20 protein-coding genes and 1 pseudogene are annotated in these 15,046 nt (G+C 60.3%); 8 read left to right on the top strand and 13 right to left on the bottom strand.

Translation table 11 applies throughout. The features are described 5' to 3' along the window. Positions 1 to 3: 3 nt before the first annotated feature. Positions 4 to 1,689: a sensor histidine kinase gene (locus AArcS_RS04045; RefSeq protein WP_238479139.1), complete on the bottom strand. Its 1,686-nt coding sequence runs from the start codon at positions 1,687 to 1,689 to the stop codon at positions 4 to 6. Positions 1,690 to 1,798: 109 nt separating this feature from the next. On the opposite strand from AArcS_RS04045, the gene AArcS_RS04040 reads away from it, so the two are divergent. Then, entirely contained in the window at positions 1,799 to 2,866 is a 1,068-nt protein-coding gene (locus AArcS_RS04040) for an mRNA surveillance protein pelota (protein ID WP_238479138.1), read from the top strand. A 22-nt stretch (positions 2,867 to 2,888) separates the two neighbouring features. Here AArcS_RS04040 and AArcS_RS04035 read toward each other — a convergent pair whose 3' ends face one another. Continuing rightward, entirely contained in the window at positions 2,889 to 4,076 is a 1,188-nt protein-coding gene (locus AArcS_RS04035) for a helix-turn-helix transcriptional regulator (RefSeq protein WP_238479137.1), read from the bottom strand. A 72-nt stretch (positions 4,077 to 4,148) separates the two neighbouring features. Beyond that, positions 4,149 to 4,892 carry an FAD-dependent thymidylate synthase gene (gene thyX, locus AArcS_RS04030; protein WP_238479136.1) on the bottom strand — a complete coding sequence of 248 codons (744 nt, stop codon included), beginning with the start codon at positions 4,890 to 4,892 and terminating at the stop codon, positions 4,149 to 4,151. Between the two features lie 79 nt (positions 4,893 to 4,971). On the opposite strand from thyX, the gene AArcS_RS04025 reads away from it, so the two are divergent. The 3 genes and pseudogenes from AArcS_RS04025 (at position 4,972) to AArcS_RS04015 (ending at position 5,938) form a co-directional block, all read left to right on the top strand. Next, positions 4,972 to 5,118: a hypothetical protein gene (locus AArcS_RS04025; protein ID WP_238479135.1), complete on the top strand. Its 147-nt coding sequence runs from the start codon at positions 4,972 to 4,974 to the stop codon at positions 5,116 to 5,118. Positions 5,119 to 5,136: 18 nt separating this feature from the next. Beyond that, positions 5,137 to 5,310, top strand: a pseudogene (locus AArcS_RS04020) (cupin domain-containing protein); the annotation flags it as partial. 49 nt (positions 5,311 to 5,359) lie between these two features. Further along, positions 5,360 to 5,938: an MBL fold metallo-hydrolase gene (locus AArcS_RS04015; RefSeq protein WP_238479133.1), complete on the top strand. Its 579-nt coding sequence runs from the start codon at positions 5,360 to 5,362 to the stop codon at positions 5,936 to 5,938. A 28-nt stretch (positions 5,939 to 5,966) separates the two neighbouring features. Here the strand turns inward: AArcS_RS04015 and AArcS_RS04010 are convergent, their stop codons facing one another. Next, positions 5,967 to 6,239, bottom strand: a complete 273-nt coding sequence (locus AArcS_RS04010; protein ID WP_238479132.1) for a DUF5827 family protein — start codon at positions 6,237 to 6,239, stop codon at positions 5,967 to 5,969. Positions 6,240 to 6,376: 137 nt separating this feature from the next. Between AArcS_RS04010 and AArcS_RS04005 the strand changes: the two genes are divergently transcribed. Together AArcS_RS04005 and AArcS_RS04000 are read left to right on the top strand one after the other, a co-directional pair. Beyond that, positions 6,377 to 6,601 carry a ribbon-helix-helix domain-containing protein gene (locus AArcS_RS04005; RefSeq protein WP_238479131.1) on the top strand — a complete coding sequence of 75 codons (225 nt, stop codon included), beginning with the start codon at positions 6,377 to 6,379 and terminating at the stop codon, positions 6,599 to 6,601. 62 nt (positions 6,602 to 6,663) lie between these two features. Further along, complete coding sequence (locus AArcS_RS04000) at positions 6,664 to 7,383, top strand: ThuA domain-containing protein (protein ID WP_238479130.1); 720 nt, start codon at positions 6,664 to 6,666, stop codon at positions 7,381 to 7,383. A 3-nt stretch (positions 7,384 to 7,386) separates the two neighbouring features. Here AArcS_RS04000 and AArcS_RS03995 read toward each other — a convergent pair whose 3' ends face one another. Together AArcS_RS03995 and AArcS_RS03990 are read right to left on the bottom strand one after the other, a co-directional pair. Further along, positions 7,387 to 7,848 (bottom strand): DUF7992 family protein, encoded by a 462-nt coding sequence (locus AArcS_RS03995; RefSeq protein ID WP_238479129.1) that lies wholly within the window; start codon positions 7,846 to 7,848, stop codon positions 7,387 to 7,389. Between the two features lie 68 nt (positions 7,849 to 7,916). Next, a complete protein-coding gene (locus tag AArcS_RS03990) occupies positions 7,917 to 8,972 on the bottom strand; it encodes a phytoene/squalene synthase family protein (protein WP_238479128.1) in 1,056 nt (351 codons plus the stop codon). A gap of 142 nt (positions 8,973 to 9,114) precedes the next feature. On the opposite strand from AArcS_RS03990, the gene AArcS_RS03985 reads away from it, so the two are divergent. Further along, a complete protein-coding gene (locus AArcS_RS03985) occupies positions 9,115 to 10,278 on the top strand; it encodes an acyl-CoA dehydrogenase (RefSeq protein ID WP_238479127.1) in 1,164 nt (387 codons plus the stop codon). Here the strand turns inward: AArcS_RS03985 and AArcS_RS03980 are convergent. Continuing rightward, entirely contained in the window at positions 10,260 to 10,547 is a 288-nt protein-coding gene (locus AArcS_RS03980; RefSeq protein ID WP_238479126.1) for a PadR family transcriptional regulator, read from the bottom strand. The two genes, AArcS_RS03985 and AArcS_RS03980, sit on opposite strands and share 19 nt — an antisense overlap. 89 nt (positions 10,548 to 10,636) lie before the next feature. Here AArcS_RS03980 and AArcS_RS03975 point away from each other — a divergent pair, with 89 nt between their 5' ends. Beyond that, complete coding sequence (locus AArcS_RS03975; RefSeq protein ID WP_238479125.1) at positions 10,637 to 10,912, top strand: DUF7111 family protein; 276 nt, start codon at positions 10,637 to 10,639, stop codon at positions 10,910 to 10,912. A gap of 20 nt (positions 10,913 to 10,932) precedes the next feature. On the opposite strand, the gene AArcS_RS03970 is transcribed toward AArcS_RS03975, so the two are convergent. The 6 genes from AArcS_RS03970 to AArcS_RS03945 form a co-directional block, all read right to left on the bottom strand. Next, a complete protein-coding gene (locus tag AArcS_RS03970; RefSeq protein ID WP_238479124.1) occupies positions 10,933 to 11,214 on the bottom strand; it encodes a DUF7410 domain-containing protein in 282 nt (93 codons plus the stop codon). Between the two features lie 6 nt (positions 11,215 to 11,220). Continuing rightward, positions 11,221 to 12,060, bottom strand: a complete 840-nt coding sequence (locus AArcS_RS03965; RefSeq protein WP_238479123.1) for a cytochrome c oxidase subunit 3 — start codon at positions 12,058 to 12,060, stop codon at positions 11,221 to 11,223. Between the two features lie 90 nt (positions 12,061 to 12,150). Further along, positions 12,151 to 12,408, bottom strand: coding sequence for a hypothetical protein (locus tag AArcS_RS03960; protein ID WP_238479122.1), 258 nt, complete (start codon positions 12,406 to 12,408; stop codon positions 12,151 to 12,153). A 68-nt stretch (positions 12,409 to 12,476) separates the two neighbouring features. Next, a complete protein-coding gene (locus AArcS_RS03955; RefSeq protein WP_238479121.1) occupies positions 12,477 to 13,133 on the bottom strand; it encodes a DUF7546 family protein in 657 nt (218 codons plus the stop codon). Between the two features lie 7 nt (positions 13,134 to 13,140). Then, positions 13,141 to 13,335, bottom strand: a complete 195-nt coding sequence (locus AArcS_RS03950) for a hypothetical protein (protein WP_238479120.1) — start codon at positions 13,333 to 13,335, stop codon at positions 13,141 to 13,143. Further along, positions 13,332 to 15,044, bottom strand: coding sequence for a b(o/a)3-type cytochrome-c oxidase subunit 1 (locus AArcS_RS03945; RefSeq protein WP_238479119.1), 1,713 nt, complete (start codon positions 15,042 to 15,044; stop codon positions 13,332 to 13,334). The genes AArcS_RS03950 and AArcS_RS03945 overlap by 4 nt, the downstream gene beginning before the upstream one ends. Positions 15,045 to 15,046 lie beyond the last annotated feature (2 nt).

The following is a 15,046-nucleotide window of genomic DNA, read 5'->3' as shown; positions in this document are numbered from 1 at the left end:
CTGTTACTGCTCGCCTAGATTCGGCACCCACACGTGTACGGTCGTACCACTATCGGTTACCTCGAAGTCGAGATCACCGCCGAGTACCGCGACGACCCAGCTGACGAGCCAGAGCCCGAGTCCGCTCCCGTGGTAGAGCTGTGAGCTCTCCCCGGATTCGATCGCCTCGATCTCGTGATCGGGGATTCCGGGGCCGTCGTCGGCGATCACGATGGCGACACCATCCGAGTCCCTCGTTGCAGTAATCCCGAGCCGTCGTTCTGACGAGTCGTTGTGCTGGAGGCCGTTCTCGACGAGGTTTTCGAGTACTACTTCGAGTTGGTGAGGGTATGTCGAGACAGCGAGATCCGGTGGGACGTCGCTGACGATTTCGGCCGAGGGGTAGTTCCGGGCAGTCCGTTCGACGATCCGATCGACCAGATCACCGATTGCGACCCGCTCGATCGCACGGTCGGCTACCGACAGGTGACGTTCGACGGCGTGTGCTTGCTGGCTAAGGTCGACGATCCCCTCGATGACGGCTTCAATCTCGTCGACACGCTGTTGGCGTTGCTCGGAATCCTCGATCTCGGCCAGCTGAGTGACGTGCCCCTCGACGAGGGAGAGTTCGTTGCGCAAGTTGTGTCTGAGGAGCCGGTTCAGCACGGTAATTCGCTGTTGTCGTCGCCGCTTCCCCGTGACATCTCGATAGACGACCGCATAGCCCATCACGTCGCCGGTCGGGCCCTCGACTGCTGAGCGGCTCGTCTGAAGCGTTCGGCCGAGTCGGTCGATCGTTTCGGGGACATCTGTCGGACCACCATCTCCAGTCTCATGGAGGTTCGCCAGTGGCTCACCGAGACACTGGGCACGGTCGCAATCCAGCAGTTGGCAGGCGCTCTCGTTGATCTGTAACACCGTCCCGTCAGTCGAGACGATGACGACGCCGTCGTCGAGTTGCTGGAGCGCCCTCGCTTCGCCGATCCGACGGGTTGCCGGGACGAACTCGAACAGGCGATGTCTGGCAGCCGCGTACGTGAGCGCAACGCTCATTGCACCAAAACCGAGTGGCAACAGGGGCATCGCAGGGTCCGGTTCAAGCTGCATAACGTCGATCCCGGCCGCCACGTACGGCGAGACCGATCCGAGAAGGAGGGCAAACGCCTGCTCGGAGAACAGCTCGTCGTGCTCCGAGAGCGATCTGTGAAGGAACACGAGCCCGATGGGCGACAGCGAGAACAGCGCGAGCAACTGGACGACGTGGATGACGTTCGAGTCGGTATCGACGATCGGCACGTCGCCCGAGAGGTCGACGAACACCTCCGAGAAGACCAGCCCGTGAATCGGACCCGTGACGTTGAGCACGAACACGCTAGCCAGTACCGTGATGACGGCGAGATGTCCACGACGTCCCAGCAGTTCCGCCCGACCAGTGTAGGTGAGCACGAAGAGAAACCAGCAGGCGACCGCCAGCGTTCCGAGTGCCAGCTGGAGGTGTTCCAGAAATGCCAGTGTCGCCGGAGCCCGAATCACCGTCGCGAGAAGAATATAGGTCCCCGTGTAGACACAGACCACGAGGTTCATTGCAGTAAGCCAGAGCGCGCCGGGAATCGTCCGATACCGGAACGTGTACACGGAGAGCACACCGGCCGTGACGGCGACGACGACGAGCACCCACACCCACGCTGGCATCGCGGCAACTCCGTCCATTGGCGATCGTTCGTCCTACACCACACCATACTGATAATTCAATGTATCGGCCACTTCCCGACGGGCACGAATAACAGCGCACTTACCGGACGGGAACGCACCAATCGATATGAGAATTCAGGATCGCCATCAGGTCGAGGGGGGTCGCGAGCGGATGACGCTCGTCCCCGAGAGCCTCGACGACCTCTGGCATCTGCAGTACGTCCTCGAACCCGGCGACCTCGTCGGCGGCGATACGACGCGCCGGATTCAGCGCAACGACGACCAGATGCGCGACACCGGTGGCGAGCGCGAACACATGTCCGTCACCATCGACGTCGAGGAAGTCGAGTTCCACAAGTTCTCGAATCGCCTGCGCGTCGCCGGAACGATCGACGACTGCTCGCGAGAGGACCAGCTCGGTCTGCATCACACGCTCAACGTCGAGGAACGCGACGAGATCACCGTCGAAAAGCGGTTCAAACCCGATCAGGAAGAACGGTTGCAGGAGGCCGTCGAAGCCACCGATAATCCGGACGTCGCCATCGCGACCGTCGAGGAGGGACAGGCACACATCCACTCGGTCGAGCAGTACGGCACCGAGGAGTACGCCCGATTTACGGGCACGACTGGGAAAGGCGAGTTCTCCCGGTCGCGCGACGAGTTGTTCGGGGAGCTAACCGACGCGCTCGCCCGTCTGGACGTCGACGCCATCATCCTTGCTGGACCGGGATTTACCAAGAAAGACACTTACTCGTACATCGAAGAGGAAGCGTCGGAACTGACAGACAGAATAACGATGGTCGACACGAGCGGCGTCGGCGACCGGGGCGTCCACGAGGTGCTCAAGCGTGGTGCGGTCGATGACGTCCAGGCCGAAACTCGCATCGCCGAGGAGGCAGACCTGATCGACGAGCTAACACAGCGGATGGCTGACGGCGCAAAAGCGTCCTACGGTCCCGGGAACGTCGCGGAGGCAGCGGAGTTCGGGGCGATCGAGACGCTGCTGATCCTTGATGACCGGCTCAGAACCGAACGAAGCGGCGAGGGGGACTGGGCGATCGACGCCGACGACGTGATTACGCAGGTCGAACGACAGGGCGGCGATGTCGTCGTCTTCTCGGGCGAATTTGATCCCGGCCAGCAGTTATCGAACCTCGGCGGGATCGCGGCACTGCTCCGATATCGCCTGGATTGACAGTGGTACATTGTTTACAAAGTTACTCGTCGTCGAACGGCGATCCGGCGGCTTCCGGTTCGTGTCCATCGAGACTGATGATGTTCTCACGGCCCACCCGTAACTTCGAGAGCTCTCCCTCGTCTTCCATATCCGAGAGAAGCATACTCACCTTCGACTTCGACCAGCCGGTCTCTTCGACGATCCGAACCTGTTTCATCCGGCCGCCGTTCTCCTCGAGGAGCGACCTCACGCGCGCTTCGTCGGTCAGTAACTCCTCGTCAGGAACCGCCGGGTCGTCCGTCGACTCCGACGCCGACGGCTCAGTCGAATCCCTCGATTGCTCGGCCGTATTGGCGGGCACAAGCCGTTCGAACACCGTCGCATCACGTCGCCACGCGACGATAATTCCGATTCCGAGCACGAGCACGATAATCCCGGTGAACAGCATCCACGGATCGTCGTCTTCCGACCCGTTCGGATTCGCGTTCGGTTCACCGTTCACCTCCGATTCATCGACTGCATCTGCAGGCTGAAGGACCGCTCGTGGCTGGTTATCGCTGAAGACCTCCTCTCCCTTCCACGTAATCGAGTCGCTGTCGGTCAGCTCCGATCCCGAGTACTCTCCGGTCTCTCTCGGCTCGTATTCAGTGAAGACGAGTCCATCTCCGGCCTCGAAGACGATCCACTGATCCTCACCGATGTAGTGTCCGCCCTCGTAGATATCGCCGACCACCACGCGGTCGTCCTGTTGGTCACCGAACCCTTCCCAGTAAAACGACATTCTGACGACGCCGACCGAGTTACCCTGCGTGTCGGTTTCAACGCCAGCCTCGCGTTCGAACTGCCGGGCCGCCATCTCACGGTCCAGTTCGTCATCCGCATTCCTGACGAGTGCCTCCGCCTGATCGCGGAAGTCGGCGAACAACTGGTGGTCCTCGTCGTCATTGAACTCGGCTGCGAACGTCTCGAACTGTTCGACCTCTTCATCGTCGTCGAGATGCCGGTTCGTCTGGAACGTCCACTGTACCGTCCCGTTCTCGTGGATCGTGAGCTTGAACTGTTCGTTGTCGACTTCCTCGCTCTGAGCGGCCGACAGCTGGCTGTCGGTTTCAACTTCGCTCGTTGAGACGTGCTCGCCTGCCGTCACACTGCCGGTTGCAGGAATAACACCCAGAGTACCCACAATCAGCAGAATAACCACGAGTCCGATACCCAGCGAGCGCTCCATAGTATAGTAGAACAACGCGGGTAGTACAAAAGACCTTGCGACAGGAGACGGGTCGGAAAATCTACTGACAGATCAGGGAGCCAATCGGTTCTTCCGTCCTTTCATGTGCTCGTTGTAGTACTCGAACGTGATCGGACACCATTCTTCGGCAATATCGAGGATATCCTCGGTTAGTCCACGGATCTCCCACTGCGCGTCGGCTTCGCCTCGCATATCCGCCACGTGCATCAGCATCCGGGCGTTCATCGACATCACCATGTTCACTTCAGTCCCGATCGGTAGGACGAATCGGGCGTCCTCCGGCGGCATCCCCAGATCAAGCAGTTCCTGATAGTCCTCCACCGACTGGCGTACCGACCGCTGAAATATCTCCTCGCGACGCTCGACCGTCTCGTCGTCGACCTGTCCCGCTTTCTGATTCCGGCCGACCCAGTTGGGGTCGCTCGCAGAGGGGGGTGTGACAACCATCTCGCCGTCCTCGACGTCAGCAGGATCAACGTCGTCGAAGGCGACGTAGCGCATCGACTGCACGTCGAAAGAGACGTGGCGGTGACGCGTGATCTGTGCCATACACGAGCGACTGATCCCTTTCACGGCGAACGTTATTTGCGGGTGCTCGAACGGCCCAAAGTGGCCGTGGTTGAGCAGATGGCCGATCAGTGTCGCCTTTTTGTCTTCGATCGTTTCACCGTCTACCGACTCCATCGTCTCCTCGAAGGACTGGTCGCCAACGAATTCGGACATGTAGTCGTTCCGCGCGCCGGTACAGATGACCTCCTCGGGGTTTTCCGTTGCTTCGAGCAGTTGGACTTCCATACACACGTGGCTAGAGGGGAGATAGATAATCCTACTGTTCCCCCATGGGATCGAAGCGCCCACGCGAGCAGTGTACAGTATGGTGTATCAAACCGCAGCACCGGACGAGGTCGACTCAGTGATCGACGACGGACAGGGCGGCATGTGGTTTCTCGGGGACGCACTCGATACGGCGGCACTCGGTGTGACTCTCCTCGAACTCGAAGAGGGAGAGAGCGGGCTGTAGCACGACCACAGCGAAGACGACATCGAGGAAGTCTACGTCGTGATCGAGGGAGCAGTGGAAGTCGAACTCGACGGGGACGCCGAACGTCTCGGACCGGACGTGGCGATCCGGCTCTCGGCGGACCAGACCCGGCAATTACATAACATTGACGACGGGAAGGTACGGCTGCTGCTGGTAAGCGTACCGGAGTAGCGACCTCGTGCCGACAGGTCCAAACACCGGGCTGACCTATCAGCCTGCTATGGTTACGAACATCGCGAAGGGCGTACAGGCGTTCACCAGCAACGCGTTTCTCGTTCCGGGTGACCGGACGGTGCTCGTCGACACAGGCGCGAACTTCGACGCCGTTGGCAGACTCCGCGAGCGCGTCGACACGCTCGATGCGGTGGTCCTGACGCACACACATCAGGACCACATCGACAACGTGCCCGCAATCACGGACGCCTTCGATGTCGAGACGTGGGGCTACGATGCCGACCACTCAGCCGTCGACGTTGCCATCACGGACGAGGAAACCCTCATACTCGGCGACGACGAGTACGTCGCCCTGCACACGCCGGGTCACAAGAACGATCACCTCTGTTTTTATTCGGCGGCGGCGAGCCGGCTGTTCGCTGGCGACCTCGTGTTTCAGAACGGCGCGTTCGGTCGGACGGATCTTCCTGAAGGCGATCGTGAACTGCTGGTCGAGAGTATCGATAGAGTGCTCGCCCGAATCGACGACTCGCTCTCTGAGTTACACGTGGGCCACGGGCCGAGCGTCACGAACGAGCCCTACTCCCAGATCGAGCTTTCCAGGCGAATGGCGCGCGAGCGATGACTCGGCTATCGTGGTCTGCAGTCAGTTCCTACTCGTCGGTCTGCAGGCCGTAGTAGCCCGGTTCATCCTCTGATCGGGGGTCGGCGATCACCAGATCGTCGGCGTGGACCATCACCCACGGGATCGCCCAGTCGAGCAGGACGTCCTCGGTTTCGGCCTCCAGCTCGGCGTCCGGGTCGAGTTGCTGGAGCAGGCGAGCGATCTCGTAGACTGTGTACAGTTGGTCCGGTTCGAGCAGATCTTCGGGCGTGCTGAATTCGCAGGGAAAGAGCTGATCGAACTCGGATTTTGGTATCGGCATACCGGTCTGTAGACCAGACTGGCGGGTAAATGGCGCGGTTCGGTCCCGGACCACTACAACACCGTCCAGTATCAACTCTCGATTTCGGGCGATCCCCGTCAAACTTAAATATGGCTCCGGCAAAGCCCCACTGTCTAATGCCCAAAGTCGAGATCAACGTGCCCGAACATCTGGAGATGCAGATCACACAGATGATCGAGCAAGGCGAGTTCGTAAACCGTGAAGAAGCGATCGAAGACCTGCTGTCCGCAGGCCTCAAAGCGTACAAGACGAGCGGTCCTTCCGACGACACACAACAGGGGTTCGACGAAGGGCTGGAAGACGACGGAATGATGGGTCACGACGACGAGTACGTCTTCTAGCACGACTCCGTTCGACCGGAGAGAAGCGCTGGTGCTTTTACGCAAGACGTTGACTTCCATGTATGGTCAGTGTCACTGTCTGGAACGAGTACCGACATGAGCGAGAGAACGATGAAGTCGGTGAGATCTATCCCGATGGAATCCACACCGCCCTCGCGGAACTGCTCGAAGACGCGGGCCACGACGTCCGCACTGCGACGCTCGACGAGGACGAGCATGGTCTCCCCCAGGCGGTCCTCGACGACACTGATGTCCTCCTGTGGTGGGGCCATATCGCCCATGACGAAGTGCGCGACGACGTCGCAGAGCGCGTCGTCGAACGGGTCCGGGAGGGGATGGGCTTTCTGCCACTCCACTCCGCACACTACTCGAAGCCGTTCAAGCGTCTGATGGGGACGAGCTGTTCGCTCAAGTGGCGCGAAGTCGGCGAGACCGAACGGCTCTGGACTGTCGAGCCGGGACACCCGATCACCGCCGGTCTCGACGAGTCCATTGAGGTGCCAAAAGCGGAGATGTACGGCGAGCGCTTCGACGTACCACAGCCCGATGCGCTTGTCTTCGTGAGCTGGTTCGAGGGCGGCGAAGTGTTCCGCAGCGGCTGTTGTTACCGCCGTGGGAGCGGCCGGATCTTCTACTTCCGCCCCGGCCACGAGGAGTACCCGATCTACTTCCAGGACGAGATTCGACAGGTGATCGTAAACGCCGTCGACTGGGCCGCGCCGACCGACGGACCGGAGCCGTACTTCGGAAACGCCGAGCCAGCCGAGTCGATCGAAAAGTAGGGATCAGTCGAAATCGGGGAGATCGTCTGGCGCGTCGTACTCGGCTTCCCAGTCGATGTACTCCTCTTTGAGCACCTCCGAGATGATCTGTCCGAACTCCGTCATTGCGGCGTTGATACCCGAGACGGTGCCCCAAGAATCGAGGTCGGAATGGTACTCCTGCTCGCGCCAGTCCTCCGGAATGCCAGGCGCGTTGTACCCCACCCGATCTGCGAAGTCGTCCCAGAAGAAATCGAACGCGGCGAACATACCGAGTTCGACCGCTATCCTGTACTCCTCCTCATCGAGGTCGGTGTGATCGCACCAGTGATCGAACCCCTCGACCCAGGCACCCTCCCGAAGAAACGTTTCGAGATCGTCACGGCGGTACTCCGAATCCTCATCGAGATGATCGTCGTCTTCGTACTTGTCGGGGACCTGTTCGACCAGTTCCGGCGGTTCAGGGGGGTCGACATCGAGACTCATATACACGTTGTAGGGACGAGGAGTGAATAAGGTTCCCGCAGGCGATTGCGTCGCGCTGGGGCGTCCAGTCAGTGCTGGTGGAGCGGACGACGCTCCATCTGCTGGCGCAACTCGGCCAGTGCGGCCTTGTCGACACCGCCGTCGAACTGCGCGATCAGCGTGAGTACTTCGGGCTTTGGCACCTTGACGCCGCCTTCTTCGAGGACATCTTCGGGGCGTTCGCGGAGTTCTCGGATCGTCCCGACAGCGAGCAGATAGGGGATCGCCCACGCGGCCAGCGTGTTCCCGCGGTGTTCCGGCAACGCTTCGAGATAGATCAGAGCGTCGTCGAGATAGCCCGCCGCTCGGTCGGTGACGCGTTCGATCACGCTCGTCACCTCGCGGCGGTTCTGTTTCTCGCAGACGGCGTCCTGCTCGACGCCGTACTCTCGTAACCAGCTCGCGGGCAGGTAGACGTTGTTCTCCTCGTGGTAGTCGTCGGTGACGTCCTTTGCAACGTTGACGAGCTGAAGCAGGAGAGCAAACGAACGGGCGTGTTCCTGTAACACTTCGGTTCGCTGTGGGTCGGTTCCCCGGGTGACCAGATTCGTTATGAGTTCGCCGACGGTCCCGGCGGCGTACCAGCAGTACTCCTCGAGTTCGTCGGGTGTCTCGATCCGCAATCCGCCCGTCTCGGCGTGCCGGTCAACGAACGTCGCCATTCCGCCAACCAGTTCGCAGACAGGATCTCGTATCGCTTCCCGGTCCGCTTCCGGGAGATGCTCGAAGGTCCGAACGATGCGGGGGGCGTTCTCGACGACCTCCCAGTCGTCGGCGTCCTCGCCGGGTTCGTCAGGAATCCACTCGGCGACGTCATCGTCGAACTCTTGGACTGTCACGTCCCCATCACGTGCGATCGCTTCTTGGTACTCTTCAAGCAACTCCTGCTGGATAGCTGGGGGGATATGGCCCGCGTCCTCGACCGTATCCGCGACGCGACAGAGGAGGTAGCCGACACATATCCGCGAAGCCATAGGCTCGTCCAGCACGTCAATCGTGATCGCAAACGTTCGCGAGACGTCCGAGACGGCGTCGAAACACCAGGCCAGGTCCTCGTCGAACGTCACCTCTTGGGTGTCGTTCATCCTCGTAGTAACTTCTCTAGACGCCAGAGATAAAAAGGTCTAAGGAATCACCTCCAGCGGAACATCCACTACTCGTGCGTTGTAAACGGTTTTTGATGCACGTTATGAAAACGGTGAAGTGACATGACACGAACGGTTCGGTATGGATTTCACGCTCACGACGGAGCAACGCCAGATCGACGAGATGGTGACGGAGTTCGTCGATGAGGAAGTCGTCCCACGGGCAGGGGAGATCGACGAGACCGACGAGTTTCCGCGCGACCTCCTCGACGAGATGGCCGACCTCGGCCTGCTCGGAATGCCGTTTCCAGAGGAGTACGGCGGTGCCGGACTCGATTATCACAGCTACGCGCTCGCGCTGGCGGAGATCAGCCGCGGTAGCGGTGGGCTCGGGACGATCGTCGCCGCCCACACCAGCCTCGCGGGCAATATGCTCTACGAGTTCGGCGACGACACACAGAAAGAAACGTATCTGACGCCGCTCAACGAGGGCCGGGAGATCGGCGCGTTTGCCCTCTCGGAACCGGGCGCGGGCAGTGACGTGCCCGCGATGGAGACGACTGCCGACCCGGTTGGTGGTAGCGATAGCGATGCCGCCGAGTACGTCCTGAACGGCAACAAACTCTGGATCTCGAACGGCTCGGTCGCCGAGACCGTCGTCGTCTTCGCCAAGACCGACGAGGAGGCCGGAAACAAAGGGATCTCCTCGTTCGTGGTTCGACCCGAGGAAGACGACGGGTTCCACGTCGAGGGCACCGAACACAAACTCGGGGATAAGGGCTGTCCGACCGCGGAGTTACGGTTCGACGACCTGCGAATCCCCGCCGAACGTCGCCTCGGCGCGGAGGGCGACGGGTTCGTCCAGGCGCTGAAGACGCTCAATGCCGGGCGGATTACTATCGCGGCCCGTGGGGTTGGAATCGCGCAGGCCGCCCTCGACGCCGCCGTCGAGTACGCAAACGAACGCGAGCAGTTCGACCAGCCTATCGGCGAGTTCCAGTCGATTAAACACAAGATTGCCGACATGGACACCAGACTGCAGGCCGCAAAACTGCTCATGCACCGCGCGGCCGACCGGAAGATTCGGGGAGAGAAGTACATCAAGGAAGCCGCTCAGGCCAAACTCTACGCCAGCGAGGTCTCGCGCGAGGTCGCCAACGAGGGGATCCAGATCCACGGCGGCTACGGCTACACGAAGGATTTCCCTGTCGAGCGCTACTACCGTGACGCGAAGCTCAACGAGATCTACGAGGGGACGAGCGAGGTGCTTCGGAACACGATCGGCGATCAGGTGCTCGACGGATAGTCGAGCTCCTCACGCATCCACTCGAACTGGCGCTCGACGCTCCGGCGTCCCGGTTCGGTCAGCGCATACACGTCGTGCAGTCCCTCGGTTCGCTTCTCGACGAATCCCGTTCGTTCTAGCTGGTCGAGCGCGCCGTAGAACTGCCGCGGCTCGAACCGTCTGTCGTATCGTCGCTCGATCGCCGTCTTGAGCGCCTGACCGTTGCGTTCCTCGTCGTACAGCAGTACACAGAGGTCGCGTCGAAGGCCGCTCTGGAGCCACTGGGACATACTCGATACACTCACGGCAGGCGCTTTGCCGTTCCGATACTGCTTCCGGAACCGACAGCTTCGATTAGGGGCCGTCCTAACCGCCGTGTATGAGCGACGGGACCGCCGAGGCAGACGACGTCACCGCGGAGTACTACACGACTGACACCGAGCGTATCCTCGCGTTCGAAGTGGACGGCCGGACTGCCGCGATCGCCCAGAACAGCGAAGGCTACGCGATGCTGAAAGTCCGGCCGAGTGCGGACGGCGACGAACTCGAACGCTACTACGGCTTCGACATGGCACTGGACCACGCCGCCGAACTACTGGGGACGTCACCGAACGATCTCCCGGTACCCGACGCTGCGAGGGACATGGGAATGTAACCCCCGTCGAACTGGCGCGCTCAGTTGACGGCCAGGTAGACGAACAGAAAGGAGAAATAAATCAGTACGAGCACAGCCAGCACTTTCAGTCGGAAGAGACCGATCTCATCGTTTTCCGCCAAGTAGGCTTCCTGAAACGTATCACGTTCGTCGTCATCGATCGACTCGGGATGATCGAGCCCGACGTGCAACTTGCGGAGCCGTTCGGTCCTGAACGGTCGGTTACAGTACGGACAGCTGTGTGTCGGTGCATCGTCCGGAACCTCGTACCGGCTCGGACCGTGGGTTTGGCTTCCAGACATGCGCGATTACAGCCCTGCGCCGACGTACAGCACGACGACGAGGAACACCCAGACGATATCGACGAAGTGCCAGTACATCGAGGTTGTGCTCACGGAGACGTGACGTTCGGCGGAGTACTGCCCCCTGAGCGCCCGGACGAATACGATACTCATCATGACGATACCGAGCGCGACGTGAATACCGTGCAGACCAGTCAGCGCGTAGAAACCGTTCGAAAACGCGCCCTCGAAGAAGCCGTAGTTGTACTGGACGATGAACTCGTAGTACTCGAACGCCCAGCCGCTAATGAAGATCACGCCGAGGAGGATCGTCAGGCCGAACAGTCGGATGAACCGTTTTCGGTTCTCGTTGAGAAGCGCGACGTGTGCGTAGTGGATCGTCGCACTGCTGGCGAGCAGGATGATCGTGTTGAAAATCACAACGGAATTGACTAGCGCCGGAACATCGCTGAAATCACCGGTCGGCCAGCTCGCGCCAACGCGGATAAAGAAGTAGTAGACGAACAGTGCACCGAACGTAGCTATCTCGGAGCCGAGGAAAGTGAGCATTCCCCACCGAAGCTTCTGTTCGTGTTTATGATCGGCTTCACGACTCCAGAAGTCGGCGACGAAGGCGTGGTAGAGCCAGCCGTAGATCCCGCCGAGGAAGATCAGTGCACTCAGTGCGAACGTGACGCCACCGACGAGTTGTTCACCGAGTAGATAGATTGCAGCAGCAATATAAAATCCTGATCCACCAACCGCCGTAATGAAGGGCCACCAGCTAGCCTCCCCGAATCCGCGGGGGAAGTCTTTCACCGCGGGAAGGTGGTGCCCGTGGTCGTCAGCAGCGTCGTCAACGGTCATATGGAGGGGTTATACTCCGAGTATTAAAAATCCATCCAACCGAACCAGCGTAACGGACTAGATCGAGGCGACTGCTGCGCTACCGGACAGCTACAATCGTCGCTGGGGCTGATACTTTGCCGATAGTTCTCGACCGAGGTACATCGTCACGATGACGAGGACACCGACGAAGACGATCGATCCGACAAGCGGTGTCGGAACGGCTGTAAACAGTCCTGGAGCGACGGAGTAGACGCCAATCGCTGTCAGTCCACCAACAAGGAGCCAGAGGACAGCGACGAGCGCGCGAAACCACAACTGTTCGCCGAAATCGACCCCACCGCTTTCGAGTGCTTTGTGACTGGACATATTCTCAACCCGTTATTTGGGGACCGGATTATTAAAGAGGCAGTCGCTTCCCGCGATCTGAGAACGTCTCAATCGGCAGGTCGTTCGATGACCCACACCAGAGCGACAAGGGATATTGCATAGATCACCAACGAGAGTTCTGCCGCACTATCGAGTGTTCCAGTCGCCGCGACCGATCCCCCACTGAGTGCACCGACGACGAGGGCAAGCAGTGAACCGGTACAGGTCACACAGCTCAACAGGCCGACCAGTCCGACAGAACCGGCTCCAAGCGATCGACCGAGTGCAACGTAGACCAGATAGGTCAGTCCGAGGTAGGCGACGACGCGGAACGGAACGACCGATACTGTGAGGCCCGATCCTTCGTAGACGATCATCGGTCCCCACCCGGGGGGGAGCGAATGAACCGTGAAACCACCACCCGCACCGCCGATAGAGACGAGCCCGCCGACCCACGAGAGGAGCAAAAAGTATGCACCTGCGATCACAGAGACCGTTCCGGACACTGGCGGAGACCGTCGCCATGCGACGACAATCGCGACTAGTGACAGGTTGATCCAGATCAACGGATACGCATACTGCCAGGCCGACACATCGGTCGCACCGGACGTCTGTACGTACGCCAGCACGGCGGCTACTTCCACCAGGAGCACTCCGGCACCCGCTGCAAGCAGTCGATACGGGGGGGACGTCTCAGGAACCGTCTGTCGGTGTACTCGTTCCATGGGCTGATCAGGAGTTCACGCTCGAACCGTCCGGGAACCTCCCATAGATGATGAGGGCGGCGATGTAGAGCCCTCCGACGAGCATCGTGGTACGGGCAGAAACCTCGATGTTCACGAATGACAGGAGCGTCCTGAGCTCGATTAGTACCGGGATGCTAAACCCGATCAGGATCAGGAGCCCTGTATTCGAGATCCTACTCATCGCAACACCTCGATGAAGTGAGTGAGATCGGCCATGACAGGGAAGGCTTCACCACCGAGACCGAACAGGCCACCGTCACTAACGATGCTGGCGAGAGGGAGCGTGTACGCGAGGATAACCATCACGATCGCGATTGCCGTCCAGAGCTTTAGATTGTCGAGGACCTGCGGGGCGTCTTCGGGTCCGGACAGTGCCGGAGGCAGCTCATCGTCGACAGGGTTCTCGACGCGGGGCCCAAGCGCGGTGAGCAGGGCATTCCCGAGGAACAGGACCAGTGAGACAAAGAGGATGGTCCCGCCGAGCGCGATCTGGGCGTCCAGTTCTCCAACCGTCCCAATCGATGCCTCGAAAGTGACATCCTGATACTGCGGCTCGGCAGTCCGGCGCGGAATACCGAGTAGACCGGCCCGATGCATCGCGTTCGACATGAACGTCATGCCGACGAACCAGAGGATCACCTGAAACAGGCCGATCTGTTTGCTGTACAGCGGGGAGCCGGTGAGCTGTGGGAGGAGCCAGTACGTCCCCGCCATCAACGTCAGCGCGACGGCAGTCCCGACTGTCAGGTGGAAGTGGCCGGGCACCCACAGCGAGTTGTGCACGAGGTAGTTGATATTCATGCCGGCGTTGATCATCCCACTAAATCCGCCTGCGGCAAACATCAACCCTGCAAGCGCCATCCCGGCGAAGGCCGGGTCGCGCCACGGAAGGGCCTTGAGCCAGCCGAGTTTGCCCTCGCCACCGCGCTGTCGCGCGCCGTGTTCCATGCTGGCGACCACGGTAAAGGCGGTGAGCAGGCTCGGCAGGAGCAAGAACATCGTGTTGGTCATCGCGATGAACTTGAACCCTTCCGCGATACCGGGATCGAGATACTGGTGGTGGATCCCGACCGGCGTCGAGAGCAACAGGAAGAGAACGAAGACGACACGTGCGAGCGGGTCGCTGAAGAGCCGTCCGCCCGAAAGCTTGGGCAGCACAGTGTACCACAGCAGGTACGCGGGCATCAACCAGAAGTACACGACGGGGTGACCCCAGTACCAGAACAGCGTCCGCGTCAGCAGCGGATTGACTGTATCGACCAGGCCCAGCGACCAGGGGAGCAAGAAGACGAGGATGGCGACAGCGATACCGAGCGTCGCAATGTACCACATGATCATCGTCGTCAGCACCATGAACGTCTGCAACGGAATCCTGTCGTCGGGGTTCTCTTTGGTCCATGCCCACCACGATCGGAACCAGTCAGCACCGGCAAGCCACGTCCCGATGACGAACATCGTCAGTCCGATGTAAAAGAGCGGATGAGCCTGCAGCGGTGCGTAGAACGTAAAGAGGACAGCCGCGCTCATGTTGATCGAATCGACAAAGCCCGCGAAGATCGGGATCGCCACGAACACGGTCCCCAGACTCATCAGCGCGTACCACGACCAGGTAAACCGGATGTCCTCGACGTGTCGATCGAGGCTCGACGTGACTGCCCACGTGAAGATGCCGACCAGGAAGAAGATAGTGAACGTGATCACCATGAAGACGCCGTGACCGGTCAGCACGTCGTAGTACTGTGTCGAGTCGATAATCCGGACGAAATCAGTGCGATGGAGCGTCTGTATCAGGCCGAAGACGCCACCGAAAAACAGCGCGACGAAGGAACTGTACAGTGAATAACGGATGATACGGGCTTCCTGTGGAAACCGATCGACGTACGTGCTCATTC

The sequence above is a fragment of the Natranaeroarchaeum sulfidigenes genome, assembly GCF_017094485.1.
GTDB classification, from domain to species: domain Archaea; phylum Halobacteriota; class Halobacteria; order Halobacteriales; family Natronoarchaeaceae; genus Natranaeroarchaeum; species Natranaeroarchaeum sulfidigenes.
The sequence above is the reverse complement of the archived record's forward strand: the minus strand, read 5'-3'. Positions and strand labels throughout refer to the sequence as shown.

Excerpts from the sequence above, each read along its gene's own strand:
- AArcS_RS04045 (WP_238479139.1), bottom strand. The coding sequence starts at position 1,689 with ATGGACGGAGTTGCCGCGATGCCAGCGTGGGTGTGGGTGCTCGTCGTC.
- AArcS_RS04040 (WP_238479138.1), top strand. The coding sequence starts at position 1,799 with ATGAGAATTCAGGATCGCCATCAGGTCGAGGGGGGTCGCGAGCGGATG.
- AArcS_RS04035 (WP_238479137.1), bottom strand. The coding sequence starts at position 4,076 with ATGGAGCGCTCGCTGGGTATCGGACTCGTGGTTATTCTGCTGATTGTG.
- thyX (WP_238479136.1), bottom strand. The coding sequence starts at position 4,892 with ATGGAAGTCCAACTGCTCGAAGCAACGGAAAACCCCGAGGAGGTCATC.
- AArcS_RS04025 (WP_238479135.1), top strand. The coding sequence starts at position 4,972 with ATGGTGTATCAAACCGCAGCACCGGACGAGGTCGACTCAGTGATCGAC.
- AArcS_RS04015 (WP_238479133.1), top strand. The coding sequence starts at position 5,360 with ATGGTTACGAACATCGCGAAGGGCGTACAGGCGTTCACCAGCAACGCG.
- AArcS_RS04010 (WP_238479132.1), bottom strand. The coding sequence starts at position 6,239 with ATGCCGATACCAAAATCCGAGTTCGATCAGCTCTTTCCCTGCGAATTC.
- AArcS_RS04005 (WP_238479131.1), top strand. The coding sequence starts at position 6,377 with ATGCCCAAAGTCGAGATCAACGTGCCCGAACATCTGGAGATGCAGATC.
- AArcS_RS04000 (WP_238479130.1), top strand. The coding sequence starts at position 6,664 with ATGGTCAGTGTCACTGTCTGGAACGAGTACCGACATGAGCGAGAGAAC.
- AArcS_RS03995 (WP_238479129.1), bottom strand. The coding sequence starts at position 7,848 with ATGAGTCTCGATGTCGACCCCCCTGAACCGCCGGAACTGGTCGAACAG.
- AArcS_RS03990 (WP_238479128.1), bottom strand. The coding sequence starts at position 8,972 with ATGAACGACACCCAAGAGGTGACGTTCGACGAGGACCTGGCCTGGTGT.
- AArcS_RS03985 (WP_238479127.1), top strand. The coding sequence starts at position 9,115 with ATGGATTTCACGCTCACGACGGAGCAACGCCAGATCGACGAGATGGTG.
- AArcS_RS03980 (WP_238479126.1), bottom strand. The coding sequence starts at position 10,547 with ATGTCCCAGTGGCTCCAGAGCGGCCTTCGACGCGACCTCTGTGTACTG.
- AArcS_RS03975 (WP_238479125.1), top strand. The coding sequence starts at position 10,637 with ATGAGCGACGGGACCGCCGAGGCAGACGACGTCACCGCGGAGTACTAC.
- AArcS_RS03970 (WP_238479124.1), bottom strand. The coding sequence starts at position 11,214 with ATGTCTGGAAGCCAAACCCACGGTCCGAGCCGGTACGAGGTTCCGGAC.
- AArcS_RS03965 (WP_238479123.1), bottom strand. The coding sequence starts at position 12,060 with ATGACCGTTGACGACGCTGCTGACGACCACGGGCACCACCTTCCCGCG.
- AArcS_RS03960 (WP_238479122.1), bottom strand. The coding sequence starts at position 12,408 with ATGTCCAGTCACAAAGCACTCGAAAGCGGTGGGGTCGATTTCGGCGAA.
- AArcS_RS03955 (WP_238479121.1), bottom strand. The coding sequence starts at position 13,133 with ATGGAACGAGTACACCGACAGACGGTTCCTGAGACGTCCCCCCCGTAT.
- AArcS_RS03950 (WP_238479120.1), bottom strand. The coding sequence starts at position 13,335 with ATGAGTAGGATCTCGAATACAGGGCTCCTGATCCTGATCGGGTTTAGC.
- AArcS_RS03945 (WP_238479119.1), bottom strand. The coding sequence starts at position 15,044 with ATGAGCACGTACGTCGATCGGTTTCCACAGGAAGCCCGTATCATCCGT.